Here is a 25,314-nt window from a genome sequence, read left to right as displayed (position 1 = left end):
TAGCGATCACGGGGTGGCGATGTCGACGACCAGGCGCGGGGGATCGGCGAGAGCAGTGACGGAGAACGGTGGCTGGTCGGCGTCGAGGCCGATGAACGACTGGGTGACGCCCTCGTAGACCAGCTTCTTGTAGACGCCGGTGATGGTCGGCGTGCCCGGATCGGTCACCGGATCAGGCCCGGCGAACGGGGCGACGGTCGAGTCGAACGGGTACGCCGAGCCGAGAATGCGCACCTCGAGGATCGCGCGGCCTGCCACGTCGATGGTCTTGCCGCTGCCGTCCTGCACCGCGCTGTCGGTGTAGGCCACCTGCCAGCCGGGGGAGCCCGTGCCGCCGAGTTGGTAGACCACGCGGTCGAAGCCGGGCTGCCTGCCGATCCGGATATCGCTGACGGTCAGCGCCGCACCCGGGGAGGCCGCGCCGGACTTCGGGCTCGCGTCGGCCGGCACTTCGCCGGTGGCATCGGCGAACGTGCTGGTGGTGCTCGTTGTCGGCGGCGCGGCGGCCGGTGCGTCGTCGGTGCCGCAGCCGGATACCGAAACCGCGGCCGCGGCGATCAGCACGAACACGAGGGCGTTGCGCATGGGGCTGATGCTACGCAGGGACAGCGGCGTGGTGGGCGAAGTAACACGGGGTGTGTTCGGGCTACCGAAAGTTTGCTGATTACTTCGAAATGGGAGCGGTTGCGGTTGATGCGCCCAGGTCGGGGCCGGGTTTTTCGGTGAACGCGTACCAGTTCCGCGGTTAGCGCGACCTGCGGCGATCGGTTCCGGCACGGACCGGGCGGTGACCTTCGGCGAAGCATTGGGGAACAACGAAATTCGTGAGACCGGCGAATCCGGAGCGATCTGCAAGGACGTCGCAAATCGACGGAACCCGTTAGTGCTCAGTGAAATACGTCTCACGGCGACCCCTCCGGAGCCACCTCGCCTGTCGATACCGGGGCCGGATGTGACGGTGGGGCAACGATCTAGCACACTTGCCGGGTGGACAGTGTTGAGGACGTATTCGACCGACTACGCCGGTATCCGGATGTGGAGGCGCCGAACCTCTATGCCGTCGACGCCGCCGACCGACTGATCCTCGACACAGCCGCCGATGCCCTCGCGGCCGCGGGTAGCGGTGAGGTTGCGGTGATCGGCGACGCGTACGGCGCGCTCACCCTCGGGATCGCCGCGCAGCACGGACTCGCCGGTATTCGCGTGCACCAGGACCTGATCACCGGCGAATCTGCGCTGGCGGCCAACGCCAAGACCCTCGGGCTCACCGATCGCTACACCGCCCACGCCCTCGACGCCGACCTGTTGTCCGGGGCGCGCGTGGTCGTGATGCGGTTGCCGCGGATGCTGTCGGGTGTCGCCGAGATCGCCGAGGCCATCGCCCGCCACGCCGCCGGCGATGTGGTGGTGTTCGCGGGCGGTCGCGACAAGTACCTCACTCCGGCCATGAACGAGATACTCGCCGAATTCTTCGCGCAGGTCCGCGCGGGCCGGGGTCGGCAGAAGTCGCGCGTGCTCGTGGTCGGCGAACCGCTGCCGGTGGGCGAACCCCGGTTCCCGGCGCGCGAGCACGTCATCGAGATCGACGGCGACGTCGTCGCTTTCGGTGCGGCGTTCTCGGGCTCGCGCCTCGACATCGGCACCCGCTTCCTGCTCGAGCACATGGACCGGATGAAGCCCGACGCGCGTGATGCCGTCGATCTCGGTTGTGGCACCGGCATTCTCGCGGTCGCGCTGGCCAAGTCGCGCCCGCACATCCGGGTGGTCGGCACCGACCAGTCCGCCGCCGCCGTCGCCTCGGCGAGGGCCACCGCCGAGGCCAACGGCGTCGGCGATCGGGTGACGGTGGTGCGCGACGACGCCATGTCCTCGGCCGCCGACAACAGCGCCGACCTGGTGCTGTGCAATCCGCCCTTCCATGTCGGCGCGGCCGTGCACACCGGTTCGGCGATCAAGATGTTCGTCGAGACCGGGCGCGTGCTGCGGCCCGGCGGCGAGCTGTGGACGGTGTACAACTCGCACCTGAACTATCGCGGCGTGGTGGAGCGGATGGTGGGGCGCACCGATGTGATCGGCCGGAACCAGAAGTTCACGGTCACGCGGTCCGTTCGTGGTCTGCGCGACGTACAACGATAGGGCGACCCGAACGCGGTAGAGTCCGATTTGTCCGAACGGGCGGGCGGTGTGGTCATGGACCGGACCGCTGGGAACTTTGTCCGATCGTGGCGCGTTGAACAGGGCAGTTGGAGCTTGTACAGCGACTCGTAACTCCAAGAAAGGCGCACGGTGCGTACCTCATCGAATCCGGTGTTCAAGAACCTTCCCCGCCAGGAGGGTGTCGGCGGTTACGCGAACTTCGGTTCGGGCGTAGCCGGCGCGGGCCAGCTGGGCAACCAGCAGTACGGCGAATACGGGCAGCAGTACGGCCAGCAATTCCAGCAGGCCCCTGCCACCCGCGCGATGACCATCGACGATGTGGTCACCAAGACCGGCATCACCCTCGCGGTGCTGACCGTCTCGGCGATCATCTCCTTCGCGCTGTCCAGCGCGAACCCGTCGCTGGCGCCACTGTTCGTCATCGGCGGCGCCATCGTCGGCCTGGTGCTGGTCCTGATCGCGACCTTCGGCCGCAAGATGGACAACCCGGCCATCGTGCTGTCCTACGCGGCCTTCGAGGGCCTGTTCCTCGGCGCGCTGTCGCTGATGTTCACTGACACCGAATTCGGCGGTGTGGGCGGTAGCGCCCTGATCGGCCAGGCGGTGCTCGGCACGTTCGGCGTGTTCTTCGGCATGCTCGTCGTCTACAAGACCGGCGCCATCCGCGTGACCCCCCGCTTCACCCGCATGCTGATCGGTGCGATGGTCGGCGTGCTGGTGCTGATGGTCGGCAACCTGATCGCGAGCTTCTTCACCGACGGCGGCTTCGGCCTGCGCGACGGTGGCGCCTTGGCGATCGTGTTCAGCCTGGTCTGCATCGCCATCGCCGCGTTCAGCTTCCTGCTCGACTTCGACGCCGCCGACCAGCTGATCCGCGCCCAGGCCCCCGAGAAGGCCGCCTGGGGCGTCGCCCTCGGCCTCACCATCACCCTGGTCTGGCTCTACGTCGAGATCCTGCGCCTGCTGAGCTACTTCCAGCGCGACTGATCTAGAAGCACACAAACAAACCGAGCGGCTCCCCACGATCTGTGGGGAGCCGCTCGACTATGTCCAGCGAGTACATGGGTAACTCACCGGGGACCGGCTGACTCGGCCGACTGCGAAGTCTGGCCGCGTCGGATGTCTCGCGGCACCCGATCCTGGCCAGAAGACGCGGAGAGGCGGACTAGCTCAAGCGCTCGATGACCAGCGCCATGCCCTGGCCGCCGCCGACGCACATGGTCTCCACGCCGAACTGCTTGTCGTAGGTCTGCAGGTTGTTCAGCAGGGTGGTGGTGATGCGGGCACCGGTCATGCCGAACGGGTGGCCCAGCGCGATCGCGCCGCCGGAGACATTGAGCTTGTCCTCGTCGATCTTCAGCTCACGCGCCGAGCCGAGCACCTGCACGGCGAAGGCCTCGTTGATCTCGAACAGGTCGATGTCGGAGACCGACTTGCCCGCGATCGCCAGCGCGCGCTTGACGGCCTCGACCGGGCCGAGGCCCATGATCTCGGGCGACAGGCCGGAGACACCGGTGGAGACGATGCGGGCCAGCGGGGTCAGGCCCAGTTCCTTGGCCTTGGTGTCGCTCATGATCACCAGCGCCGCGGCGCCGTCGTTGAGCGCGCAGCAGTTACCGGCGGTGACGGTGCCGTCGGGACGGAACACCGGCTTGAGCTGGCTGACCGCCTCGTAGGTGACGCCGGCGCGCGGGCCGTCGTCCTTGCTCACGATCGAGCCGTCGGGCAGGGTCACCGGGGTGATCTCGCGCTCGAAGAAGCCGGCCTTGATGGCCTCTTCGGCACGGTTCTGCGAGCGCACGCCCCAGCGGTCCTGGTCCTCGCGCGAGATGCCGGTCAGCGACGCGACGTTCTCGGCGGTCTGGCCCATCGCGATGTAGGCGTCGGGGAGCAGGCCGTCTTCACGCGGGTCGTGCCATGCGCCCTTGCCGCCCTGGGCGGTCTCGGCGGTGCGGGCCTCGGCCTCGGCGAACTCGGGGTTCTTGGTGTCGGGGGAGCTGTCGGCGGAGCCACGGGCGTAGCGCGAGACGGTCTCCACACCGGCGGAGATGAACACGTCACCCTCGCCTGCCTTGATGGCGTGGAAGGCCATCCGGGTGGTCTGCACCGACGACGCACAGTAGCGCTGCACGGTGGTGCCGGGGACGACGTCGAGGCCGAGCTGGATGGCGAGGATGCGGCCCATGCCGAAGCCGCCCTCACCGGCCGGGGAGCCGGTGCCGAGGATGATGTCGTCGATCTGCGTCGGGTCGAGCGAAGGCACCTTGGCCAGCGCGGCACGAATCATCTGCGTGGTCAGGTCGTCCGGGCGCATTCCCGCCAGTGACCCCTTGACGGCACGGCCGATGGGGGAACGGGCGGTGCTGACGATGACGGCCTCGGGCATGAGGACTCCTTTTCGCGTTGTTCGACGTGAACGGCTGTTTACATGCCGGTCATTCTCGAATCTACGTCTCCAGCTGCGCGACGGGAAGAGCAGGGCGGTCGCGCACCTGGGCGATCAGCACGGGGAGCAGCTGCGCGGCGGCCAATTCGTAGCCTGCGGCGGACGGGTGGAATCCGTCGGTGGCGAAGAGGATTTCGGGCGCGGCGCGGAACTCCGAGGCGACCAGCGGTGAGCCCATCGGCACCGCGATGCCGCCCGCGATGGTGGTCGCGACCGTCTGCGCCTTGGCCAGCCGCACACTCCAGTTCGCGACGATCGTGCGCAGCGGCTGCTGGATCGCGGTGACGGTGCCCAGGTTCGGGCAGGTGCCGACCACCACCAGCGCGTCGGCCTCGCGCAGCCGCGACACCGCGGCGGCCAGCCTGCGCGCCGAGGCCCGGATGGAGTGCTTCTTGGTGATGTCGTTGGCGCCGACCAGGATCACCGCCGCGTCCGGCGGCGGCCCCGCCACGAACATCGCGTCGACCTGTCCGGCCAAGCCCTTCGAGGTGGCGCCGGAGATGGCCTTGGTGCTCAACCGGATGCGCAGGCCGGTGGCCTCGGCCAACCCGCGGGCCAACCGCACCCCCGGCACATCGGCGGCGCCGAGACAGCCGAGCCCGGCCGCGGTGGAGTCGCCGAAGATCATCAGGTGCAGGTCGACCGGCGTCGTCTTACGCCACGGTTCCGGCAGGCTCGCGCCCGGTGCGTACACGCCATCGGCCTCGGGCGGCTTGGAGGTATCGCGGCCGATCACCGCGCGCGCCGCACCCGCCTGCGTCATCAGCAAGCGATACGTCGCCCAGGAGACAGTTCCGGCGCTCGATCCGGCGAGCACCGTCGTCGCTCCGGTCACGGCCGCCGTCCGCCAGCTGATTCGAGGTGCGCTCACATTCGAAAATTCTACGACGGAGATCGTGAGGAACGGAGATGTCGGCCACTTGCGGCCTGGTGGGCGCCCCTCCGCTCGGCGTCGGGCGCAAGTGCTCGGCTACCCTCGGCACCATGCGCATCGCGGATCATGTCGTCGATCTCATCGGCAACACCCCCCTTGTTCGGCTGAACTCGGTGGTCGGCCCCAACGCGGGCCTGGTGGCCGCGAAGGTCGAATACCTGAACCCGGGCGGCAGCTCCAAGGACCGGATCGCGGTCAAGATGATCGACGCCGCCGAGCAGGACGGACTGCTGAAGCCGGGCGGCACGATCGTCGAGCCGACCTCGGGAAATACCGGTGTCGGCCTGGCGCTGGTCGCCCAGCAGCGCGGGTACAAGTGCGTGTTCGTGTGCCCGGACAAGGTCAGCGAGGACAAGCGCAACGTGTTGCGTGCCTACGGCGCCGAGGTCGTGGTCTGCCCGACCGCCGTGCCGCCGGAGCACCCCGACAGCTACTACAACGTCTCCGATCGCCTGGTCAGGGAGATCGAGGGCGCTTGGAAGCCCAACCAGTACTCGAACCCGGGCGGCCCCGACAGCCACTACGAGACCACCGGTCCCGAGATCTGGGCCGACACCGAAGGCAAGGTCACCCACTTCGTCGCGGGCGTCGGCACCGGCGGCACCATCTCCGGCACCGGCCGCTATCTCAAGGAAGTGTCCGGCGGCAAGGTCAAGATCATCGGCGCCGATCCGGAGGGCTCGGTGTACTCCGGCGGCACCGGGCGCCCCTACCTGGTCGAGGGTGTCGGCGAGGACTTCTGGCCCACCGCCTACGACGCGTCGATCCCCGACGAGATCATCGCCGTCTCCGACGCGGACTCCTTCGAGATGACCCGGCGCCTGGCACGCGAGGAAGGTCTGCTGGTCGGTGGTTCCTGCGGCATGGCCGTGGTCGCCGCGATCGAGGTCGCCCGCCGTGATCCCGACGCCGTGGTGGTCGTGCTGCTGCCCGACGGTGGCCGCGGCTACCTGTCGAAGATCTTCAACGACAAGTGGATGAGCTCCTACGGCTTCCTCCAGACTCCGCTGGAAGCCGGCCCGGAACCGCTGGTCGGCGACGTGCTGCGCGGCAAGTCCGGCGCCCTGCCCGACCTGGTGCACACCCACCCGTCGGAAACCCTGCGCGACGCCATCGAGATCCTGCGCGAATACGGCGTCTCCCAGATGCCCGTCGTCGGCGCCGAGCCGCCGGTCATGGCCGGTGAGGTCGCGGGCAGCGTCACCGAACGCGACCTGCTCTCGGCGGTGTTCGAAGGCCGCGCCAATCTCACCGACTCCGTTGCCCAGCACATGAGCCCGTCGTTCCCGCTGATCGGCTCGGGCGAGCCCCTCTCGACCGCCACCAAGGCACTGTCGGATTCCGACGCGCTGATGGTCGTCGAAGACGGTAAGCCCGTCGGCGTCATCACCCGCCACGATCTACTCGGTTTCCTGAGCACCGGCAGCATCTGAGGTTCGGCGCACGGTGGGTGCGGTGCGGATATCGGGGGCGAGTCCCTTCTTCGCCGCGGCGGTCCGGATCGCGTCCACCACCAGCAGCAGCGCGGCCCGGCCCGCCGAGTTGGTGCGGTAGGCCAGCGACACCGTGCGGGTGAGGGCGTCGCCGAGCGGCACGATGTCCACCCCGGGTGGGCGCAACGCCAGACCCAGATCCGACACCAGCGTCACACCGAGACCGGCCGCGACCATCGCCATCGAGGTCGCCTGCTCTTCCAGTTCGTGATCGATGCGCGGCCGCAGCCCGGCGGACTGGAACGCCAGCCGCGCCGCGTGCCCGAAGTGCGACCGGGCGGGCGCGATGATCCACGGATGCTCGGACAACTCGGCCAGGGTCACCCCTGCGGTGGGCACCGCGCCTGCCGGGACGGCGGCGTGGATCCGTTCGACACCGATGACCGCCCGCTCCAGGCCACGGTCCCAGGTCATCGGATAGTTCGAGTAGTCGAGAACGAACGACAGGTCCAGCGTGCCGTCACGGACCGCGGCGGCCGTCGACTCCGGTGCGAGTTCGGTGGTACGCACCAGAATGCCCGGGTGTGAGGCGGCGAGGGTGGTGAGCGCGTCGGGGAGCAGCCCGGAGGCCACCGACGCCCACACTCCGGCGGTGATCTTCGCCGTCACCGATCCGCCCGCTTCCTCGAGCGCCTGGGTCGCGCGCTCGACCGCGGCCAGGATCTCTTCGGCGTGCTCTGCCAGCACGATCCCGAGGTCGGTGAGCTGCACGCGGCGCCCGCGTCGTTCGAACAGCCGGGTGCCCGCGTCGCGTTCGAGCTGTGCAAGCTGTTGGGAGACCGCCGACGCGGTGTAGTGCAGAGCGGCCGCGGCGGCCGTGATGGTGCCGCGCCGGTGTAGTTCGCGCAACATTCGCAAGCGGGCCAGAGACAGGTCCATAGCACCGAGCGTATGCACTGTGCAGGAACCGTGAAGGGTGCCGTGAACGAACCGTAAATAGACGCGCGGGCAGGGGCCGCGCAGGCTTGGTGCTACCGGGGACGACGAGGTCCGCCACAGGCGATCACGACGAATGAGGAGGTGGGCACCATGACGATGCTCGACCCGGGCACAGGTATGCCGCAGGTGAGTTCGCACGGCGTTGCGGGCACATCGACGGACCCGGCCATCACTCCCGCGAACCGTCGTTGCGAGCCGTACCTGCGTCTGCACTGGACGGATTCGCGCACTGACGCGGTCGGCTACCTTGTCGTCCACACCCTGCGCGGCGGCCTGGCCACCGGTGGCACCCGGATGCGCGCCGGCTGCACCCTGCGCGAGGTCGAGGATCTGGCGCGCGGCATGGCGAACAAGACCGCCACCTTCGACCTCCCGATCGGCGGCGCCAAGGGCGGGATCGACTTCGATCCGAAGGATCCGCGCGCGGTGGACGTGCTGGAGCGGTTCTGCGAGGCGATGCGCCCGTGGCTCGACACGCACTGGGTGACCGCCGAGGACCTGGGGGTCCCGCAGCACCTGATCGACGCGGTCTTCGTCAAGCTCGACCTGGATCAGAGCTTCCACGCCGCCATCCGGCGCTCCGCCGACCCGGCGGCGACGCTGGCGCGAGTCCGCGGCGGGCTCAACGTCGCGGTCGACGGCGGCTTCCTGCTCGGTGACGTCATCGGTGGTTTCGGTGTCGCGCACGCCTGTCTGGCCGCGGCGGTGCAGTGGGGGCAGGCGCCCGCCGACACGACCGCCGCGATCCAAGGCGTGGGCACCATGGGCGGGGCGGCGGCGTACTACCTGCACGAGGCGGGGATGAAGATCACCACCGTGGCCGATGCCGCGGGCACCCTGTACTGCGCCGAGGGCCTCGACATTCCGGCGCTGCTGGAACTGCGCGACGGCTACGGCGAGATCGACCGGTCCCGCCTGCCCGCGGGCATCGAGGAGATGCCGCGCGGTGCCGTGATATCGGCCGACGTCGATATCCTTGTGCCCGCGGCGATCTCGTATGCGATCACGCCGGACAACTCCTACGACATCCGGGCGCGCATCGTCGTCGAAGCCGCGAACGCCGCCACCACACCGGAAGCCGAGGCCATGCTCGCCGCCCGCGGTGTCCCGGTACTGCCCGATTTCGTCGCCAACGCGGGTGCGGTGGCCTGGGCGTGGTGGTTGCTGCTCGGCGAAGTGGACGACGTCCCCGACACCTCGTTCGACCGGCTTCGCACCACCATGCACGACAAGGTCGCACAGCTGCTGATCGCATGGGCCGACGAGAACATCACCCCCCGCGAGATCGGCCACCGCTGGGCCGACGACCCGTCACCGCTCACCGGACCGGTCGTCATCCCCTGACAGCGCGGCATGCGGAGGACGGTGCTGCCCGCACGAGTGAAGGCAGCACCGACTCCAGGTCAGCGAGTGAACATCGAGTGCAACTCCACCCACTGGTCCGGGTGGACATGGGCGACGACAGTGCTGTGGTCGATGCCGGTAGCGGTCAACGCTTCGTCGACTCCTCGGTAGCGGGTACGCAGCGAAGCGCGCACCGTGCCACCGATACCGGAGTAGCCGGTTCGCACCAGCTCGGTGTAGGAATCCTGCTGTCGCACACGTGGTTCCGGTCTTCTGGTGATCCGCAAGATCGCCGAATCGACCGACGGGATCGGGCGGAAGCTGTCGCGGGGTACCTGCCCGTGGAGTTCCCAGCTGAACCACGGCCAGGTCGTCGCGGTCAGTAGGCTCCAGCGGCCGTAGTCGCCGGTGCGCTTGCGGGCGTATTCGCGTTGGGTGAGCAGTGTCGCCGAGGTCAGGGCCGGTGCGGTCAGACACCAGTCGACGATCTCGGCGGTCACGGAGAACGGGATGTTGCCCACCACGGCGAACGGCTCACGGGGAGCCCTGGCCTTGGTGAAATCGCCACGGACGACGCGGATTCCGTTCTCGGACCGGGTTCGTGCCGAGAGCTTGGCCGCGAGCAGCGGATCGATCTCGTACGCGGTGACCTGAGCGCCCCGGCGAGCCAGTGCGTGTGTGAGAACGCCTTCGCCCGCACCGGGTTCGAGAACTGTTCCCGCCGGATCGGCCACCGTCACTATCGATTCGACGGCGGCACGATCCACCAGAAAGTTCTGGGACAGTGTTCTTCTCGCGTGGTCACGGGCGGTCCGACCGCCGCTCTTGCCGGTGACCTTGCGCTGTGTGTGTGAGTAGTTTCGATGTGCGAAATCCTGCGCCACGGCAGTTGCCCCTTCGGGTCTTCGAGTCGAATGAGTCTCGAAGGGCCCTGGGCGCGCCGGTGGACGCCGATGAAGTTATCCGCGTCCGCTAGCGGGCCAGAGCCCGGATGTAGCGGAGGCGAATGAAGTAGTGGCACGACATGGGACCGACTCTAGGAAGCGGTCGAGAACCAGGCAACCGAATTTCGGACCGGCGCCGATCGGCTCGAGGGGCTGGGCGGAACGAGATCCGTGGGTCACTGTGGCTCTGACCGGCCGTGAGCAAATTTATCGCAACTGCGCGGATTCGATGGGAATTACCTGGGTAAGCAGCACGAACAGGTGCATCGGCAATTCAGCCGCACTGATCGGAATGAGCGAAAGGATAGGCCGTGGATACCTCCGTCATTGCGATAGATTTCCAGCAGGGCTTGACCGACGCATGGAGTTCGGTCGCGCAGTTCGTCCCCAAAGCGGTGGCATTCATCGCCATTCTTCTCGTCGGCTGGATCATCGCGAAGGTGGTCGCCAAGATCGTGAACGCGGTGCTGGAACGTGTCGGATTCGACAAGCTCGTCGAACGTGGCGAACTGCGGAAAATGATGTCCCGCAGTAAATATGACGCTTCCGACATCATCGCCAAGATCGCCTATTACGCGATTCTGCTGATCGCGTTGCAGATCGGTTTCGCGGTGTTCGGGCCGAACCCGGTCAGTGCGCTGCTCACCAGCATCGTGGCGTGGCTGCCCAAGGCGGTGGTCGCGATCATCATCGTGGTGATCGCCGCGGCGATCGCGCACGCGGTGAGCGATCTCGTCTCCAACGCGCTCGGCGGGCTGTCCTACGGGCACATGCTCGGCCGGATCGCGGCGGTGTTCATCTGGGGTATCGGCATCATCGCGGCGCTGAACCAGATCGGTGTCGCGACCTCGGTGACCACCCCGGTCCTGATCGCCGTGCTCGCCACCATCGGCGGCATCCTGGTGGTCGGTGTCGGTGGCGGCCTGGTCAGGCCCATGGAGCAGCGCTGGAGCAATTGGCTCGGCAACCTGGAATCGGAGATGCCGGCGATGAAGGGCCATGCCCAGGCCTACCAGCGCGGACGTGAGGACGCCGAGCGTCAGGGCGAGCGGGTGGCGCCGAGTGCGGCCGAGCAGGCGCGGGTCACCCCCGGCGCGACCTACCCCGGCGGCGAGCCGGGCTGGGGCGGCGAAACCGTGCGGTAGTCAACGGGCAAAGGCGCACCGTCACCTTCGGGTGGCGGTGCGCCGATGTCGTCGGTGGGGTATCAGTCGGCGGCGTACGCGCACACCGCGGCAAGGCGTAACTGCAGCCAGTCGGCGTCGTGCCAATTGTCCGGCGCACCCGCGAAGAACCCGTCGGCCCGCTCGGCGAAATGGTCGAGCAGTCCGCGGACATAACCGGCGAGCAGAATGGCGAGCGGCACCCGCGTCGAATCGTCGACGCCGAGAGCGAGAATGTCGCGCACCGCGGCGGCATGCTGGTCGAGCTGGGCGGACAGCCCGGGTACCACCGCGGCGACGGCGGCCGCGGGTGCTCCGAACTCGGTGTTCAACTGCTGTAATTGTCGTTGCGCCGAGAGTTCGAGCAACGCGGGACCTGGCGCAAACATTGCAATATGGTAGCAATCTCTCCGTCGCTGAAGAAATTGGATCGATTCAAGATCGATAGTGTGACCGGGCGAATACAGCGCAACCATGTCGCGGTCGATCGAATTCGGTTGAGCGCAACCATGGTCGCTCGCGCAGCGCCCTGCTGGACTGTCGACCATGGGCAGCGAACGTCGGAAATTGAAGACCGTCACCGGGGTGAGCGGATCACGCGATGTGTACGCCGCGGCACTGGACCCGACCCGTTCCACGCTCGAGGAAGGCATCCGGATCGCGCGGATCGCACAGCAGAACAAGATCGGTGCGATCTTCGCGGCGGACCTGCTCAGCTTCGGCGCCCAGGGGGCGATCGGCGCGCAGGAACCACTGATCCAGCTCGCCGCCCTCGGCGCGGTGACCACCGATGTCGGCCTGATCGCCACCGTGTCCACGACCTTCCATCATCCCTATAACCTGGCCAGGCTCTTCGGCACGCTCGACCACATCAGCAACGGCCGCGCGGCCTGGAACGCGGTGACCTCGTCGCTGGGCGAGGAGAACTACGGCGACCGCGATCTACCGAGCCCGGAGCAGCGCTACGCGCGCGCCACGGAATCCATCGAGGTGGTCAACGCGCTGTTCGACAGCTGGCGCCCTGGTGCGCTGCGGCCGGACGGCGCGGGAGGGGCGACCGTGGACGAATCGCTCGTGCGGCCGATCGACTTCGCCGGACAGCATTTCTCGGTCCGCGGCCCGCTGAACATTCCGCCGCTGCCCCAAGGCAGGCCGGTGCAGTTCCAGGCCGGTCAATCCGCGGGCGGCGTCGAACTCGGCGCACGATTCGCGGAGGTGGTGTTCACCTCGCTGGCCACGCTCGAGGATGCGATCACCTACACGAAGAAGATCCGCACCCGCGCCGCCGAGCTGGGCAGGCCGGACGGGCTTCCGCTCATCTTCAGTTCCTTCCATGCCACCTACGGCGCGACGGAGGAAGAAGCCCGCAGGCTGGTTCGCGAGGCCGCCGAAGCCACCGATTTCGAGGCGGGGCGCCGTCAACTCGCCGACATGCTGGGTGGCGGCCTCGACCTGTCCGAGCTACCGCTGGACAAGCCCATCCCGGAAACATTGCTGCCGCAACTGGATTCGGTACACCGACGACGCGGCCGGGTCGAGATCTTCGCCAAGCTCGCCGCCTCCGGCGCGACGCTGCGGGAACTCGTCATCGCCGCCAAGGACACCGGCCACTGGGCCGCGGCGGGCACACCCGAACAGCTGGCCGACGCGATCGAGGAGCGCTATCGGGCGAATGTGCTCGATGTGATCTCCCTCGGCGGGTTCACCGACGAGCGAACCCACGATTTCGTCGTCAACGGACTGCTGCCCGAGCTGCGTCGCCGGAAGCTGCTCGACACCGACTATCTGGGCGCGACCTACCGTGAGAATCTGGAACTGCCCGCGCCGACCTCGACGACGAGGGCGTAGCCGACGAGATGTGATCGAGATCGCGGACTTGCGTGAACCGGGCGCCCGATGGACTCTGAATGGGTATAACCGTTCGGAGACAACTTTCGGCAAACCAGCCCGGCGAGCGAAGGGATCCCGCAGTGCAGGTCACCGACCCGGCCGTTCACCTGTTCGGCATGAGCACGGTAATCGCTGCTAGCGCAGGGTATTCGGCGCAGACAAGGGTCTCCCGCGCCTGGCGCCGCTCGCCCTACGCACCCCTGCTCGGCCGTCTCGCCGCCGCGATCTTCTGGGGTTGCGGCAGTGTGGCCGGGCTGACCCTGCTCGGCATTCCCGCAGCGATCACCGTGCCGATCGCGCTGACCGTGCTCACCGTGGTGATCGTGATGCTCGCCGCTGCCTTCGCCGGCGGCATGATCAGGCCCGCGCCGAGGCCGAGCCTGTCGGCCCGAACCTGACCTACCGGAACGCGTTGGCGTCGGTGAGCGCCTTGCCGATGACCAGCTGGTGCACCTCGGCGGTGCCCTCGTAGGTCAGCACGGATTCCAGGTTGTTGGCGTGCCGCAGCACCGGGTAGTCGAGGGTGATGCCGTTGGCGCCCAGGATGGTCCGGCATTCGCGAGCAATCTTGATGGCCTCGCGCGTGCTGTTCAGCTTGCCCGCGCTGATCTGCTCGCCGGTGATCTCGTGTCGATCCTTCAACCGGCCCAGGTGCAGCGCGAGCAACTGCCCCTTGCCGAGTTCGAGCGCCATATCGGCCAGTTTGGCCTGGGTGAGCTGATAGCCCGCGAGCGGCTTGTCGAACACCTCGCGGGTGCGGGCGTAGTCGATCGCGGCGCTCAGGCAGTCTCGCGCGGCGCCGAGCGCGCCGAAGACGATGCCGAATCGCGCCTCGCTCAAGCAGGCCAGCGGCGAACTGAGCCCGCGTGATTCGGGCAGCACGGCATCGGCGGGCAGGCGCACATCGTCGAAATCCAGTGCGGCGGTGAGCGATGCGCGCAGCGACAGCTTGCGATGGATCTCGCGAGTGGTGAAACCCGGTGTGCCCGCGGGTACCAGGAAGCCGCGCACCCGCGCCTTGTCCGCGCCGGGCTCCTCCGCATACGCCCAGACGACGGCGACATCGGCCACCGACCCATTGGTGATCCACATCTTCGACCCGTTCAGGATCCAGTCGTCACCGTCGCGGCGCGCCCGCGTGCGCATGCCGCCGGGGTTGGACCCGAAATCGGGTTCGGTGAGCCCGAAGCACCCGATCACCTCACCGGCCGCCATCGCAGGCAGGTACTGCTGCTTCTGCTCCTCGGAACCGAAGAAATGAATGGCCGCCATCGCCAGCGAGCCCTGTACCGACACCATGCTGCGCACGCCGGAGTCGACGGCTTCGAGTTCCAGGCAGGCGAGGCCGTACGCGGTGGCCGACGCGCCCGCGCAGCCGTAGCCGTCGAGGTGCATGCCGAGCAGCCCGAGCTTGCCCAGTTCCGGTGCGATCTCGCGGACCGGGAATGTGCCCTGCTCGAACCAGTCGGCGAGGTGCGGTCGCAGCCTGCGTTCCCCGAATCGCGCCACCGTGTCGCGGATTTCGCGCTCCTCCGACGACAGCAACGGATCGATGGCGAACAACTCTTCGACAGTGACCATGGCGTGAGCTTAACCGCAGTACCAGCCCTGAAACCGACACTTCGACCAGGCCGCCACCCCAGCGATCGCACCCGGAGCAGGCCAACTAGTCTGAGGTGATGAGTGAGCTGGGATTCTCCACCAGGGCCGTGCACGCCGGATACGAACCCGATCCTCAGACCGGTGCGGTCAACGTGCCCATCTACGCGAGCTCCACCTTCGCCCAGGACGGCGTCGGCGGCATGCGCGGTGGTTACGAGTACGCGCGCACCGGCAACCCCACCCGCACGGCACTGGAAGCCAACCTCGCGGCCCTCGAATCGGGCAGCTACGGGCGTGCCTTCGCCTCGGGCATGGCGGCCACCGACTGTGCGCTGCGCGCGATGCTGCGCCCCGGCGATCACATCGTGATTCCCGACGACGCCTACGGCGGCACCTTCCGGCTCATCGACAAGGTCTTCAGCCAGTGGGGCATCGAGCACTCGCCCGCCCACATCGCCGACCTCGACGCGGTGCGCGCGGCCGTCCGCCCCAACACCAAGCTGGTGTGGATCGAGACGCCGACCAACCCGCTGCTGAGCATCGGTGACATCCCCGCGCTGGCCGATATCGCCCACGAGGCCGACGCGAAGCTGGTGGTGGACAACACGTTCGCCACCCCGTACTTGCAGCAGCCGCTGCTGCTCGGCGCCGACGTGGTGCTGCACTCGACCACCAAGTACCTCGGCGGTCACTCCGATGTCGTCGGCGGCACGCTGATCACCAACAGCGCCGACCTCGACAAGGACTTCGCGTTCCTGCAGAACGGCGCGGGCGCGGTGCCCGGTCCGTTCGACGCCTTCCTCACGATGCGGGGCATCAAGACCCTGGCCGTGCGCATGGAGAAGCACTGCGACAACGCCGAGGTGATCGCGGAGTTCCTGACCAACCATCCGGCCATCTCGCAGGTCATCTACCCCGGTCTGCCCACGCACCCCGGCTACGAGATCGCGCAGAAGCAGATGCGTCGCAGCGGCGGCATGATCTCGGTGCGCCTGGCCGGTGGCCGGGAAGCGGCGCTGAAGTTCTGCTCGCGGACCGAGATCTTCACGTTGGCCGAATCGCTGGGCGGTGTCGAATCGCTCATCGAACACCCCGGTGCCATGACCCACGCCAGCACCGAGGGGTCGGCGCTGGAAGTCCCCGCCGACCTGGTCCGGCTCTCGGTCGGCATCGAAGACATCAGCGATCTCCTCGCCGATGTCGAACAGGCGCTGAGCTGAGCGGGACCCGACACACATGACGAAGCGGCCGCATCCGGTATCCGGATGCGGCCGCTTGCGTTCGGGTTCCCGACGTACGGGTTCAGCGAGCTCAGCTGTGGTACGGCTCCGCGCTGACCAGCGTCACCTTCATGGTGTTGCCGTTGGGGAGTGTGTACTCGCGGGTCTCGCCCACCTTGGCGTCGATCAGCGCCCCGCCCAGCGGCGAGTTCGGCGAGTAGGCCTCCAGGCCGGTGGCGCCGAGTCCCTCTTCGCGGGTCGCGATCAGGAAGGTCTCGGTATCGCCCTCGTCGCCGTCGTAGTAGACCGTGACGACCGAGCCCGGCAGTGCCACACCGGATTTGGTGGGGGCGACGCCGACCTTGGCGTTGTTCAGCAGTTCCTGCAGCTGGCGGATACGCGCCTCCTGCTGACCCTGCTCTTCACGCGCGGCGTGGTAGCCACCGTTCTCCTTGAGGTCGCCCTCTTCGCGGCGCTCGTTGATCTCGGCGGCAATGACCGGACGATTGGCAATGAGCGAGTCCAACTCGCCCTTGAGCCTGTCGTGCGACTCCTGGGTAAGCCAGGTCACATTCTCGGTCATCTCGATCACTCCCTAGTAGTTGTTCCCGGCGCACCGGGATTCCCTGAAACCAGCGCGAAACCTCCCGAAGGAGGGCATGCACCAGCCCGACGGCTGGAGCGATCCTGGGGGTGAACCCGATACCCGCAAACAGCACCGCTGGCCGCCAATGCAGCAAACACGGCTCCGAACCCCGGAACCGTGTATCAGCCCATTTTAGCATGTCTCACAAAAATGCAGGTCAGCCTAGTCAGGCGGGCTATTCGCCGTGCAGTGTCACTGATCGCTGGTGCGCAGATACCCGGGAATCTGGTCGCTGCAACCATAAATATCGCCCGCCGAAGCGCGTGCCGACGACTTCACCGTAGTGCTCACCTGCACGCTGGTCGAGTCCGAGCCCGGCACGAGTATTTCGCGCCGGCCCACCTCGGCACCGTCACGGTCCATCGCCCGTACGAAGCAGACCACGGCCTGCTGCGGGTCGTCGCGGGTGACCTTGATCCGCATGTCCAGGGTGGCGTCGTCGACGACCACGTAACCCAGCTGCTCGGTCTCGATCGCCTTGGGGCCATATTTCTGGAAGCCGAGATAGGCCACCGCGAAGCCGGCCGCCACCACGCCGACACCGAGCAAAACCATCAGCCACAGGCGACGCGCAGGTGGTTTCGTGCCATATCGATCGGCGTGTCGCGCTGCTGCGGCGGCCGAGGTCGCGGCGGAGTCCGGTGCGGGCTCGGTCATCGTTTTCGCGCTCCCGGGGGTGGTCGGAACAAACAGGGGGTCGGATGGAACTATAGGTAACGACATCTGACACCCGCGAGCGAGAGCGACGGTGAACGAGAAGTGAGTGGCCTTCGCCTCATGGCAGTGCACGCCCACCCCGACGACGAATCGAGCAAGGGCGCCGCGACGACCGCCAGGTACGCCGCGGAGGGCGTCGAGGTGCTCGTCGTGACGTTGACCGGCGGCGAGCGCGGCAGCATCCTGAACCCGGCCATGGACACCCCCGGTGTGCTGGACCGGATCAACGAGGTCCGGCGCGAGGAGATGGCCGCGGCCGCGCACGCGCTCGGCGTGCGCCAGCACTGGCTGGGATTCGTCGACTCGGGCCTGCCCGAGGGCGACCCGCTGCCGCCGCTGCCGGAGGGCTGCTTCGCGCTGGTGCCGCTGGAGGAATCCACCGAGGCGCTGGTGCGCGTGATCCGCGAGTTCAAGCCGCAGGTGATCACCACCTACGACGAGAACGGTGGCTACCCGCACCCGGACCACATCCGCTGCCACGAGGTCTCGATGGCCGCGTACGAGGCGGCGGGCGATCCCACGAAGTTCCCCGGGGCGGGCGAGCCGTGGACACCGCTCAAGCTCTACTACGACCACGGCTTCAGCATGAAGCGCCTGGAAGCCTTCGCCGAGGAGTACGAGCGCATCGGTGAACCTTTCCCGCTGCAGGAGTGGCTGGACCGGATGAAGCAGTACCAGGCGGCCCGCGGCGACATCATGGGCCGGGTCACCACCCAGATCGAATGCTCGAAGTACTTCCCCCAGCGTGACGACGCCCTGCGCGCCCACGCGACCCAGATCGATCCCAACGGCGCGTTCTTCGCGATCCCGTTGGAGATGCAGCAGCGGCTCTGGCCGACCGAGGAGTTCGAATTGGCCAAGACGCGCGTGTCCACCGCCATCCCGGAGACCGACCTGTTCGCCGGCATCGAGGACAACGACCGGTGATGTTGGTCTACCTCGCACAGCAACCGACGGGCCCCGAGTTCGGCAAGGCTTCCCCGCTCGGGCTGCTGGTCATCCTGATCCTGCTGGCAGGCACGGTGCTGCTGGTCCGCTCGATGAACAAGCACCTCAAGGGCCTGCCGGAAACGTTCGAACCCGAGCACCCGGAACCGGATCAGAAGGCCGACGACGGCACCGAGCCCGGTGTGATCGCCGTCGAGGAATCCGAACCGAAACAGAACTCCTAGCGCGCCGCGGCGAGGTCGGCGACGAGTTCGCCGACCAGGTCGCGCGCGGTGGCGGCGTGTTCGGCCACCGACCGCGACGCGCCGCCCGCACTCAACTCGATCATCGTGTTCATCAGGCCGAACAGTGCGACGAGTTGACGTAGGGCGGCGCGACGTTCGGACACTGTCATCGGCGCGGTGGTTATCGGCAGGTTCACGACTATGGGATCGTCACTGTTGACGGGTTCGTTTCTGCCGATACCCAATCGACGCCGTGCGCGACCTACCAGTCGATCAGGTCGAGTTCGTGCAGGCGCCGGAACACCATCATCGAACCGGGTGCGACGTGCTCCATCGCGGCGTATTCACTCACGGTGAAGTAGCGGAATTCGGCGATTTCGCCGGTGGCGTGGGGTTCTCCGGTGAGCTCGGCACGGAAACAGGTCATGTGCAGGCCGGTGTTGCGGCGGTGCCCGAAAGCCTCGGCCTCGAAGACGCCGAACTCGGCGACCCCGGCCAGCCCGACGCCCAGTTCTTCCTCGATCTCGCGATGTAGCGCCTGTAAAGGGGTCTCGCCGGGGTCGATCTTGCCGCCCGCCATGTAGAAGACATCTTTGCCTTCGGGGCGCGTCTGAATCAGCCTGCGGTCGCGGACATGGGCGAGGGCGGCGGTGCGGATCATGGGGATCACTCTAAGGAGCGATCGGCCCCGTTCCATGCCGAACGTGCTCCGCGTCACGCTGGTGTCTGGGTCAGCTCACCGAGACGGTGCCCGCGGCGGCGCGTCGACGGTCAGCGTTTCGGCTGCGGCCAGCGAGTCGGTACGCGAGGTGTCTTTGAGGTCGACTCCCGAGCGACCCAGTGCGCGGGCTCCCGCGACCAGACCCGCCACCACGCGGGCGGCGTCGGCGTAGGTGAGGCCGTCGGGTGGGTGGATGTTGGAGACGCAGTTGCGTTCGGCGTCCGCGCGGCCGGGGCGTGGTAGGTGGGTCAGGTAGATGCCGAGGCTGTCGGCGACCGAGAGGCCCGGGCGTTCGCCGATCAGCACCAGAACGGTGCGCACGCCCATGGCTTCGGCGATGTGGTCACCCAGCGCCACTCTGGCCTGGGTGGCGATCACCGGTGGGGCCATGGTGTAGCGATCGCCGAGTTCGGTTGCCAGGGCGGCGAGGAGTTCGGGGGCGTGCTCGGACAGTGCCAAGGGGGACAGCCCGTCGGCGAGAACGACGCCGATGTCCGCGCCGCTGGCGGTGACGGGGGTGAGATCGTCGGGCACTCGGCCGAGATCGGGGCGGCGCAGGTACTCGGCGCGATCGGCCGCCCTGCTGGCTACGGTGACCGGGGTGCCGAGGCCGAGTGCGGCGATGTGTTCGGTGAACGTCGCGACATCGAGAGGAAGGTGCACGGCGTCACGGGCCGCGGCGTGTGCGGCGCGCAAGGTGAGGACATCGGTCGTCGGCAACGCGTCGCCCGTGCGGCCGAGCCCGATTCTGGCTTGCGTACTGCCCCGAAGATCTCGCCAGAAGTCTTCGGCGACAGGCGATTGCGTCTCGTGCGCAGCGGCGATCGGTGGGGCCGGAACAGGTGGGGTCACAGGCGGTTCCGTTTCTGCGTCGATGGTCGTGAGCGGCTCGTCCGGCTGACGCGGTGCGCTCATCGAGTGGCTGTCAGGGCTCGCAGGGGTGAGGACAGCGGTTCCACCTGTCGCACACGGCCGTTCGCGTCGAGCATGCCGAGCCCCGACAGCCAGGCCTCGAATTCCGGTGCGGGCCGCAGGTTCAGGACCTGGCGGGCATACAGGGCATCGTGGAACGACAGGCTCTGGTAGCCGAGCATCACGTCGTCGGCGCCGGGCACCGCGATGACGAAGGCGCAACCGGCCGCACCCAACAGGGTGAGCAGGGTGTCCATGTCGTCCTGGTCGGCCTCGGCGTGGTTGGTGTAGCAGACATCCACGCCCATCGGCAGGCCGAGCAGCTTGCCGCAGAAGTGGTCTTCGAGTCCGGCCCGGATGATCTGCTTGCCGTCGTAGAGGTATTCGGGTCCGATGAAGCCGACGACCGTATTCACCAGCAGCGGTCGCAGATCCCGGGCTACGGCGTAGGCGCGCGCTTCGAGGGTCTGCTGGTCCACCGGCCGATCACCCACGCCCAGATGGGCATTCGCGCTCAGTGCCGATCCCTGCCCGGTCTCGAGGTACATCACGTTGTCGCCCACGGTGCCGCGCCGCAGGGATCGTCCCGCTTCGTTCCCCTCCCGCAACAGCGAAATATTCACGCCGAAGCCGGTATTCGCGCCCTCGGTGCCCGCGACGGACTGGAACACCAGATCCACCGGCGCGCCCGCCTCGATCAAACCGATGGTCGTGGTGACGTGGGAGAGCACGCACGACTGGGTCGGGATGTCGAAGCGCAGGCGCACGTCGTCGAGCAGATGCAGGAGATCCGAGGTGGCCTGCGGTGAATCCGTGGCGGGGTTGATGCCGATCACCGCGTCGCCACAGCCCAGCAGCAGCCCGTCCAAGGTGGCGGCGGCGATCCCGCGCGGATCGTCGGTGGGATGATTGGGCTGCAACCGCGTGCTCAACCGGCCGGGCAGGCCGATGGTGGTGCGGAATCCCGCGGTCACCTCGGCCGCCTTGGCCACCGCGATCAGATCCTGATTGCGCATGATCTTGCTGACCGCGGCCACCATCTCCGGCGTCAGCCCCGGCGATACCGCGGCCAGGGTCGCCGCGGAATCGCCGGCGGCGGCGACGGCGAGCAGCCAGTCGCGCAATCCGCCGACGGTCAGATGTGAGATCGGCGCGAACGCCGATCGGTCGTGACTGTCGATGATCAGCCGGGTGACCTCGTCGGTCTCGTACGGCACCAGTACGTCGCTCAGGAACGTGATGAGTGGAACTTCGGCCAGCGCCCACTGCGCCGCGGCACGTTCGGCATCGGTGGCCGCCGCGCAACCGGCGAGCTCGTCGCCGCTGCGCAGGGGGGTGGCTTTCGCCATCAGGTCGATCAAACCGTCGAAGGTGTAGGTCGTGACGCCGATTGTGCTGCGGTACACGGTCATCGGGTCCCTTTCGAGAGATGTACTCGGCCGCCGGAGCCCGGCAGCATGCGCGACGCTGCCGGGTGCCCGACGGTCTACTCGAGCTCGGATTCCGCCTTGGCGATGGCCGCGAACTCCTCGTCCGGGGATTTGGCGACCAGGTGTTTGCGACTGTAGAGCCCGAAGTAGGCCATGAAGGCGACGAACACACCGAGCGTCCACAGCGCGGCCTGCTGGTCGACCAGGAACGTGGCCGCCACCGATGCGGCCGCGATGACCAGCGCGAACGCCGTGGTAACGATGCCGCCCGGCGTGCGGTACGGGCGCGGCATGTTGGGTTCACGCACGCGGAGCACGATGTGGGACACCATCATCAGGACGTAGCTCAGCGCCGCGCCGAAGACGGCCATGTTCAGCAGCATCGCGCCCTTGCCGGTGAGCGAGAGGGCGAAGCCGATGATGCCGGGCACGATCAGCGCCAGCACCGGCGCCTTGCGGGAGTTGGTGATCGACAGGACGGTCGGCAGGTAGCCGGCGCGCGAGAGGGCGAAGGTCTGGCGGGAGTACGCGTAGATGATGGAGAAGAAGCTGGCGACCAGACCGGCCAGGCCGATGTAGTTGACCACCTTGGCCATCGAGCTGTCGCCCAGCGCCTCGACGAGCGGGTTGCCCGAGGCGGAGGCGCTCTGGGCGCCGAGCGCGCCGGTGACCAGGAACAGCACCACCGCGCCGGTGACGCACAGCAGCAGCATCGCGACGATGATGCCCTTGGGCACGTTCTTCTCCGGCTCGCTGGCTTCCTCGGCGGCCAGCGGCACGCCTTCGACGGCGAGGAAGAACCAGATCGCGAACGGGATGGCGGCCCAGATGCCCAGGTAGCCGAACGGCAGGAACGACGACGACCCGGTCGCCGCGGGATCGGCCGCGATATCGGTCAGGTTGGTCGCGTCGAACTTGCCGACGGCCGCGAACGCGAAGATCACCAGGCCGACGAGCGCGATCCCGGTGATCACGAACATCGCCTTGAGCGCCTCACCCGCACCGGTCAGGTGGATGCCGATGAACAGCGCGTACACCGCCAGATACACCCACCAGCCGTCGGTGATCCCGAACAGGTTCAGCGACTCCACGTAGGCGCCGATGAAGGTGGCGATCGCGGCGGGCGCGATCGCGTATTCGATGAGAATGGCTGTGCCGGTAGCGAATCCGCCCCACGGGCCGAGCGCGCGCCGAGCGAAGGTGTAGCCGCCGCCCGCCGCGGGCAGTGCCGAGGACATCTCGGCCATGCCGAGCACCATCGCCAGATACATCGCGGCGATGACGACGGTGGCGATCAGCAGGCCACCGAATCCGCCCTCGGCGAGACCGAAGTTCCAGCCGGAGAAGTCGCCGGAGATCACGTAGCTCACGCCGAGGCCCGCGAGCAGTACCCAGCCCGCCGAGCCCTTGCGCAGGGTGCGTTTGGCGAGATAGTCGTCGACCGGTGCGCCCTCGCCGGTGGCGGGGCTGATTTCTGTACTCACGTGGAGCTCCTCATCAACAAGCAAAGCGCGTTCGGCGGCAACGGTGATCGTCGAGGGTTGAAGAATGGTTGACGACTGTTACGGCCGTGGATCCGTCAGGTCAGCGGTGCGTATCGAGCACCGCTGACCTGCGGAAACGAACTGATTACGGGTGTTTCAGATCACCCGGTTCGCGGCGGCGCCGATTCGAGCGCGGCCGCTTCCTCGTCGGTGAACAGGCGTGAGCGGATCAGGAACCGCACGCCCTCGGGAGCCTCGAGCGAGAATCCGCCGCCGCGGCCCGGCACCACGTCGACGGTGAGGTGGGTGTGTTTCCAGTACTCGAACTGGTCGGCGCTCATCCAGAACGGGGTGTCGCCCGGCAGGTATCCGAGCAGCACGTCCGAACCGCCCACCCGGAACTCGCCACGCGGGTAACACATCGGCGAGCTGCCATCGCAGCACCCACCGGACTGGTGGAACATGACCGGGCCGTGTTGCCCGGTCAGGTCCCGCAGCAGCGCCGCCGCCTTCTCGGTGAGGTCGACGCGCTGCACCATCAGAAGAAGCCGAGCTTCGTCGCCGAGTAGCTGACCAGGATGTTCTTGGTCTGCTGGTAGTGATCGAGCATCATCTTGTGGTTCTCGCGCCCGATGCCGGACTTCTTGTAGCCGCCGAACGCCGCGTGCGCGGGGTAGGCGTGGTAGCAGTTGGTCCAGACCCGGCCTGCCTTGATGCCGCGGCCGAGGCGGTAGGCGGTGTTCATATCGCGCGTCCACACGCCGGCGCCGAGACCGTAGAGGGTGTCGTTGGCGATCGAGAGCGCTTCCTCGGTGGAGTCGAAGGTGGTGACCGCGACGACGGGGCCGAAGATCTCCTCCTGGAACACGCGCATGTCGTTGCTGCCCTTGAAGATCGTCGGCTCGATGTAGAAGCCCTCGGACAGCCCGTCGACGCTGCGGACCGCGCCGCCGGTGAGCACCTCGGCGCCTTCCTTCTTGCCGATGTCGATGTAGGACAGGATCTTCTCGAACTGATCGTTGCTGGCCTGGGCGCCGATCATGGTCGCCTCGTCGAGCGGGTTGCCGCTGATGATCGCCTTGGTGCGTTCGACGCAGCGGGCCATGAACTCGTCGTAGATCGACGAGGCGATCAGCGCGCGCGACGGACAGGTGCACACCTCGCCCTGGTTGAGGGCGAACATGACGAATCCTTCGATCGCCTTGTCCAGGTAGTCGTCGTCGGCGGCCATCACATCGGGCAGGAAGATGTTGGGGCTCTTGCCGCCCAGCTCGAGGGTGACCGGAATGATGTTCTCGCTGGCGTACTGCATGATCAGCCGGCCGGTGGTGGTCTCTCCGGTGAACGCGACCTTCGCCACGCGCGGGCTCGAGGCCAGCGGCTTACCCGCTTCGACGCCGAAACCGTTGACCACGTTGAGAACTCCCGGCGGCAGCAGATCCGCGACGAGTTCGACGACCTTCATGATCGAGGCCGGGGTCTGCTCGGCGGGCTTGAGCACCACCGCGTTTCCGGCGGCCAGTGCGGGCGCCAGCTTCCAGGTGGCCATCAGGATCGGGAAGTTCCACGGAATGATCTGCGCGACAACGCCGAGCGGCTCGTGGAAGTGATAGGCGATGGTGTCCTTGTCGACCTCGCTGATGCCGCCTTCCTGCGCGCGCAGCACTCCGGCGAAGTAGCGGAAGTGGTCGACCGCCAAGGGGAGGTCGGCGGCCAGGGTTTCGCGGACCGGCTTGCCGTTGTCCCAGGTTTCGGCGACGGCGAGGGCCTCGAGGTTGGCCTCGATCCGGTCGGCGATCTTGTTGAGGATGTTGGCGCGCTCGGCGGCCGAGGTCTCACCCCAGGCCGGGGCCGCACGGTGGGCGGCGTCGAGCGCCAATTCCACATCGGCGGCGCTCGAGCGGGCGATCTCGCAGAACGGCTGCCCGTCCACCGGCGAGGTGTTCTCGAAATAGCGGCCTTCGACCGGCGGAATCCACTTGCCGTCGATGAAATTGTCGTATCGCGGCGCGTAGCTGACGACGCTGCCCTCGGTGCCCGGCTTGGCGTAGATCATGTGCGGTGGCTCCTCGCTGATTCCGGTGAATCGTGACGCCCATC

Annotated in this window: 26 protein-coding genes; 10 read left to right on the top strand and 16 right to left on the bottom strand. The window is 67.6% G+C overall.

From position 1 onward, the window contains the following. Positions 1 to 6 precede the first annotated feature (6 nt). Complete coding sequence (locus tag ACFQ9R_RS22815) at positions 7 to 585, bottom strand: hypothetical protein (RefSeq protein ID WP_378993103.1); 579 nt, start codon at positions 583 to 585, stop codon at positions 7 to 9. Between the two features lie 402 nt (positions 586 to 987). On the opposite strand from ACFQ9R_RS22815, the gene ACFQ9R_RS22810 reads away from it, so the two are divergent. Together ACFQ9R_RS22810 and ACFQ9R_RS22805 are read left to right on the top strand one after the other, a co-directional pair. Then, positions 988 to 2,136 carry a class I SAM-dependent methyltransferase gene (locus ACFQ9R_RS22810; RefSeq protein WP_378993102.1) on the top strand — a complete coding sequence of 383 codons (1,149 nt, stop codon included), beginning with the start codon at positions 988 to 990 and terminating at the stop codon, positions 2,134 to 2,136. A 150-nt stretch (positions 2,137 to 2,286) separates the two neighbouring features. Continuing rightward, entirely contained in the window at positions 2,287 to 3,144 is an 858-nt protein-coding gene (locus ACFQ9R_RS22805; protein ID WP_378636207.1) for a Bax inhibitor-1/YccA family protein, read from the top strand. A gap of 178 nt (positions 3,145 to 3,322) precedes the next feature. On the opposite strand, the gene ACFQ9R_RS22800 is transcribed toward ACFQ9R_RS22805, so the two are convergent. Then, on the bottom strand, positions 3,323 to 4,543 hold the full coding sequence (locus ACFQ9R_RS22800; RefSeq protein WP_378993100.1) for an acetyl-CoA C-acetyltransferase: 1,221 nt from the start codon (positions 4,541 to 4,543) through the stop codon (positions 3,323 to 3,325). Positions 4,544 to 4,604: 61 nt separating this feature from the next. Then, positions 4,605 to 5,474: an SGNH/GDSL hydrolase family protein gene (locus tag ACFQ9R_RS22795; RefSeq protein WP_378636213.1), complete on the bottom strand. Its 870-nt coding sequence runs from the start codon at positions 5,472 to 5,474 to the stop codon at positions 4,605 to 4,607. A gap of 113 nt (positions 5,475 to 5,587) precedes the next feature. Here ACFQ9R_RS22795 and ACFQ9R_RS22790 point away from each other — a divergent pair, with 113 nt between their 5' ends. Continuing rightward, positions 5,588 to 6,970 carry a cystathionine beta-synthase gene (locus ACFQ9R_RS22790; protein WP_378636216.1) on the top strand — a complete coding sequence of 461 codons (1,383 nt, stop codon included), beginning with the start codon at positions 5,588 to 5,590 and terminating at the stop codon, positions 6,968 to 6,970. Here the strand turns inward: ACFQ9R_RS22790 and ACFQ9R_RS22785 are convergent. After that, positions 6,938 to 7,909: a LysR substrate-binding domain-containing protein gene (locus tag ACFQ9R_RS22785; RefSeq protein WP_378993098.1), complete on the bottom strand. Its 972-nt coding sequence runs from the start codon at positions 7,907 to 7,909 to the stop codon at positions 6,938 to 6,940. The genes ACFQ9R_RS22790 and ACFQ9R_RS22785 overlap by 33 nt on opposite strands. A 156-nt stretch (positions 7,910 to 8,065) precedes the next feature. Between ACFQ9R_RS22785 and ACFQ9R_RS22780 the strand changes: the two genes are divergently transcribed. Beyond that, entirely contained in the window at positions 8,066 to 9,313 is a 1,248-nt protein-coding gene (locus tag ACFQ9R_RS22780) for a Glu/Leu/Phe/Val dehydrogenase dimerization domain-containing protein (protein WP_378993324.1), read from the top strand. Positions 9,314 to 9,372: 59 nt separating this feature from the next. Here ACFQ9R_RS22780 and erm read toward each other — a convergent pair whose 3' ends face one another. Then, positions 9,373 to 10,197, bottom strand: a complete 825-nt coding sequence (gene erm / locus ACFQ9R_RS22775; protein WP_378993097.1) for an ErmE/ErmH/ErmO/ErmR family 23S rRNA (adenine(2058)-N(6))-methyltransferase — start codon at positions 10,195 to 10,197, stop codon at positions 9,373 to 9,375. Positions 10,198 to 10,568: 371 nt separating this feature from the next. Here erm and ACFQ9R_RS22770 point away from each other — a divergent pair, with 371 nt between their 5' ends. Next, on the top strand, positions 10,569 to 11,402 hold the full coding sequence (locus ACFQ9R_RS22770; RefSeq protein WP_378993095.1) for a hypothetical protein: 834 nt from the start codon (positions 10,569 to 10,571) through the stop codon (positions 11,400 to 11,402). A gap of 62 nt (positions 11,403 to 11,464) precedes the next feature. Here ACFQ9R_RS22770 and ACFQ9R_RS22765 read toward each other — a convergent pair whose 3' ends face one another. Then, positions 11,465 to 11,809, bottom strand: coding sequence for a DUF6401 family natural product biosynthesis protein (locus tag ACFQ9R_RS22765; protein WP_378993093.1), 345 nt, complete (start codon positions 11,807 to 11,809; stop codon positions 11,465 to 11,467). 157 nt (positions 11,810 to 11,966) lie between these two features. Here ACFQ9R_RS22765 and ACFQ9R_RS22760 point away from each other — a divergent pair, with 157 nt between their 5' ends. Both ACFQ9R_RS22760 and ACFQ9R_RS22755 read left to right on the top strand, forming a co-directional pair. Further along, entirely contained in the window at positions 11,967 to 13,268 is a 1,302-nt protein-coding gene (locus ACFQ9R_RS22760; RefSeq protein WP_378993092.1) for an NtaA/DmoA family FMN-dependent monooxygenase, read from the top strand. Between the two features lie 158 nt (positions 13,269 to 13,426). Continuing rightward, positions 13,427 to 13,708 (top strand): hypothetical protein, encoded by a 282-nt coding sequence (locus tag ACFQ9R_RS22755; RefSeq protein WP_378993090.1) that lies wholly within the window; start codon positions 13,427 to 13,429, stop codon positions 13,706 to 13,708. Between the two features lies 1 nt (position 13,709). On the opposite strand, the gene ACFQ9R_RS22750 is transcribed toward ACFQ9R_RS22755, so the two are convergent. Beyond that, positions 13,710 to 14,891 carry an acyl-CoA dehydrogenase family protein gene (locus ACFQ9R_RS22750; protein ID WP_378993088.1) on the bottom strand — a complete coding sequence of 394 codons (1,182 nt, stop codon included), beginning with the start codon at positions 14,889 to 14,891 and terminating at the stop codon, positions 13,710 to 13,712. Between the two features lie 98 nt (positions 14,892 to 14,989). Here ACFQ9R_RS22750 and ACFQ9R_RS22745 point away from each other — a divergent pair, with 98 nt between their 5' ends. Further along, the gene (locus ACFQ9R_RS22745) at positions 14,990 to 16,132 is read left to right on the top strand and encodes a cystathionine gamma-synthase (RefSeq protein WP_378993086.1); all 1,143 of its coding nucleotides are present in this window, start codon (positions 14,990 to 14,992) and stop codon (positions 16,130 to 16,132) included. 91 nt (positions 16,133 to 16,223) lie between these two features. On the opposite strand, the gene greA is transcribed toward ACFQ9R_RS22745, so the two are convergent. Then, positions 16,224 to 16,715: a transcription elongation factor GreA gene (gene greA / locus ACFQ9R_RS22740; RefSeq protein ID WP_056813695.1), complete on the bottom strand. Its 492-nt coding sequence runs from the start codon at positions 16,713 to 16,715 to the stop codon at positions 16,224 to 16,226. A 255-nt stretch (positions 16,716 to 16,970) separates the two neighbouring features. Next, complete coding sequence (locus tag ACFQ9R_RS22735; protein WP_378993084.1) at positions 16,971 to 17,435, bottom strand: DUF4307 domain-containing protein; 465 nt, start codon at positions 17,433 to 17,435, stop codon at positions 16,971 to 16,973. Positions 17,436 to 17,555: 120 nt separating this feature from the next. Between ACFQ9R_RS22735 and mca the strand changes: the two genes are divergently transcribed. Beyond that, positions 17,556 to 18,422, top strand: a complete 867-nt coding sequence (mca, locus tag ACFQ9R_RS22730) for a mycothiol conjugate amidase Mca (RefSeq protein WP_378993082.1) — start codon at positions 17,556 to 17,558, stop codon at positions 18,420 to 18,422. Further along, positions 18,422 to 18,667 (top strand): hypothetical protein, encoded by a 246-nt coding sequence (locus ACFQ9R_RS22725; RefSeq protein WP_378636354.1) that lies wholly within the window; start codon positions 18,422 to 18,424, stop codon positions 18,665 to 18,667. Before mca ends, ACFQ9R_RS22725 begins: the two co-directional genes overlap by 1 nt. Here the strand turns inward: ACFQ9R_RS22725 and ACFQ9R_RS22720 are convergent. The 7 genes from ACFQ9R_RS22720 to adh all read right to left on the bottom strand — a co-directional run bounded on the left by ACFQ9R_RS22720 (position 18,664) and on the right by adh (position 25,270). Further along, the gene (locus ACFQ9R_RS22720; RefSeq protein ID WP_378993080.1) at positions 18,664 to 18,837 is read right to left on the bottom strand and encodes a hypothetical protein; all 174 of its coding nucleotides are present in this window, start codon (positions 18,835 to 18,837) and stop codon (positions 18,664 to 18,666) included. The genes ACFQ9R_RS22725 and ACFQ9R_RS22720 overlap by 4 nt on opposite strands. 92 nt (positions 18,838 to 18,929) lie before the next feature. After that, entirely contained in the window at positions 18,930 to 19,328 is a 399-nt protein-coding gene (locus ACFQ9R_RS22715; protein WP_378636247.1) for an NUDIX domain-containing protein, read from the bottom strand. A gap of 75 nt (positions 19,329 to 19,403) precedes the next feature. Continuing rightward, positions 19,404 to 20,240 (bottom strand): ethanolamine ammonia-lyase subunit EutC, encoded by an 837-nt coding sequence (gene eutC / locus ACFQ9R_RS22710; RefSeq protein ID WP_378993078.1) that lies wholly within the window; start codon positions 20,238 to 20,240, stop codon positions 19,404 to 19,406. 59 nt (positions 20,241 to 20,299) lie between these two features. Beyond that, positions 20,300 to 21,712, bottom strand: a complete 1,413-nt coding sequence (locus tag ACFQ9R_RS22705) for an ethanolamine ammonia-lyase subunit EutB (protein ID WP_378993076.1) — start codon at positions 21,710 to 21,712, stop codon at positions 20,300 to 20,302. Between the two features lie 74 nt (positions 21,713 to 21,786). Then, positions 21,787 to 23,214, bottom strand: a complete 1,428-nt coding sequence (eat, locus tag ACFQ9R_RS22700; RefSeq protein ID WP_378993075.1) for an ethanolamine permease — start codon at positions 23,212 to 23,214, stop codon at positions 21,787 to 21,789. A 161-nt stretch (positions 23,215 to 23,375) separates the two neighbouring features. Then, positions 23,376 to 23,753: a DUF779 domain-containing protein gene (locus tag ACFQ9R_RS22695; protein WP_378993074.1), complete on the bottom strand. Its 378-nt coding sequence runs from the start codon at positions 23,751 to 23,753 to the stop codon at positions 23,376 to 23,378. After that, complete coding sequence (gene adh, locus ACFQ9R_RS22690; RefSeq protein WP_378993073.1) at positions 23,753 to 25,270, bottom strand: aldehyde dehydrogenase; 1,518 nt, start codon at positions 25,268 to 25,270, stop codon at positions 23,753 to 23,755. The genes ACFQ9R_RS22695 and adh overlap by 1 nt, the downstream gene beginning before the upstream one ends. Positions 25,271 to 25,314: the final 44 nt, after the last annotated feature.

The organism is Nocardia sp. NPDC056541 (assembly GCF_042794235.1).
Classification (GTDB): Bacteria; Actinomycetota; Actinomycetes; order Mycobacteriales; family Mycobacteriaceae; genus Nocardia.
This window is presented reverse-complemented; position numbering and strand designations above follow the sequence as displayed.

Excerpts from the sequence above, each read along its gene's own strand:
- ACFQ9R_RS22815 (WP_378993103.1), bottom strand. The coding sequence starts at position 585 with ATGCGCAACGCCCTCGTGTTCGTGCTGATCGCCGCGGCCGCGGTTTCG.
- ACFQ9R_RS22800 (WP_378993100.1), bottom strand. The coding sequence starts at position 4,543 with ATGCCCGAGGCCGTCATCGTCAGCACCGCCCGTTCCCCCATCGGCCGT.
- ACFQ9R_RS22790 (WP_378636216.1), top strand. The coding sequence starts at position 5,588 with ATGCGCATCGCGGATCATGTCGTCGATCTCATCGGCAACACCCCCCTT.
- ACFQ9R_RS22785 (WP_378993098.1), bottom strand. The coding sequence starts at position 7,909 with ATGGACCTGTCTCTGGCCCGCTTGCGAATGTTGCGCGAACTACACCGG.
- ACFQ9R_RS22780 (WP_378993324.1), top strand. The coding sequence starts at position 8,066 with ATGCTCGACCCGGGCACAGGTATGCCGCAGGTGAGTTCGCACGGCGTT.
- ACFQ9R_RS22765 (WP_378993093.1), bottom strand. The coding sequence starts at position 11,809 with ATGTTTGCGCCAGGTCCCGCGTTGCTCGAACTCTCGGCGCAACGACAA.
- ACFQ9R_RS22760 (WP_378993092.1), top strand. The coding sequence starts at position 11,967 with ATGGGCAGCGAACGTCGGAAATTGAAGACCGTCACCGGGGTGAGCGGA.
- ACFQ9R_RS22755 (WP_378993090.1), top strand. The coding sequence starts at position 13,427 with ATGAGCACGGTAATCGCTGCTAGCGCAGGGTATTCGGCGCAGACAAGG.
- ACFQ9R_RS22750 (WP_378993088.1), bottom strand. The coding sequence starts at position 14,891 with ATGGTCACTGTCGAAGAGTTGTTCGCCATCGATCCGTTGCTGTCGTCG.
- ACFQ9R_RS22745 (WP_378993086.1), top strand. The coding sequence starts at position 14,990 with ATGAGTGAGCTGGGATTCTCCACCAGGGCCGTGCACGCCGGATACGAA.
- greA (WP_056813695.1), bottom strand. The coding sequence starts at position 16,715 with ATGACCGAGAATGTGACCTGGCTTACCCAGGAGTCGCACGACAGGCTC.
- ACFQ9R_RS22735 (WP_378993084.1), bottom strand. The coding sequence starts at position 17,435 with ATGACCGAGCCCGCACCGGACTCCGCCGCGACCTCGGCCGCCGCAGCA.
- mca (WP_378993082.1), top strand. The coding sequence starts at position 17,556 with ATGGCAGTGCACGCCCACCCCGACGACGAATCGAGCAAGGGCGCCGCG.
- ACFQ9R_RS22725 (WP_378636354.1), top strand. The coding sequence starts at position 18,422 with ATGTTGGTCTACCTCGCACAGCAACCGACGGGCCCCGAGTTCGGCAAG.
- ACFQ9R_RS22720 (WP_378993080.1), bottom strand. The coding sequence starts at position 18,837 with ATGACAGTGTCCGAACGTCGCGCCGCCCTACGTCAACTCGTCGCACTG.
- ACFQ9R_RS22715 (WP_378636247.1), bottom strand. The coding sequence starts at position 19,328 with ATGATCCGCACCGCCGCCCTCGCCCATGTCCGCGACCGCAGGCTGATT.
- ACFQ9R_RS22705 (WP_378993076.1), bottom strand. The coding sequence starts at position 21,712 with ATGACCGTGTACCGCAGCACAATCGGCGTCACGACCTACACCTTCGAC.
- ACFQ9R_RS22695 (WP_378993074.1), bottom strand. The coding sequence starts at position 23,753 with ATGGTGCAGCGCGTCGACCTCACCGAGAAGGCGGCGGCGCTGCTGCGG.
- adh (WP_378993073.1), bottom strand. The coding sequence starts at position 25,270 with ATGATCTACGCCAAGCCGGGCACCGAGGGCAGCGTCGTCAGCTACGCG.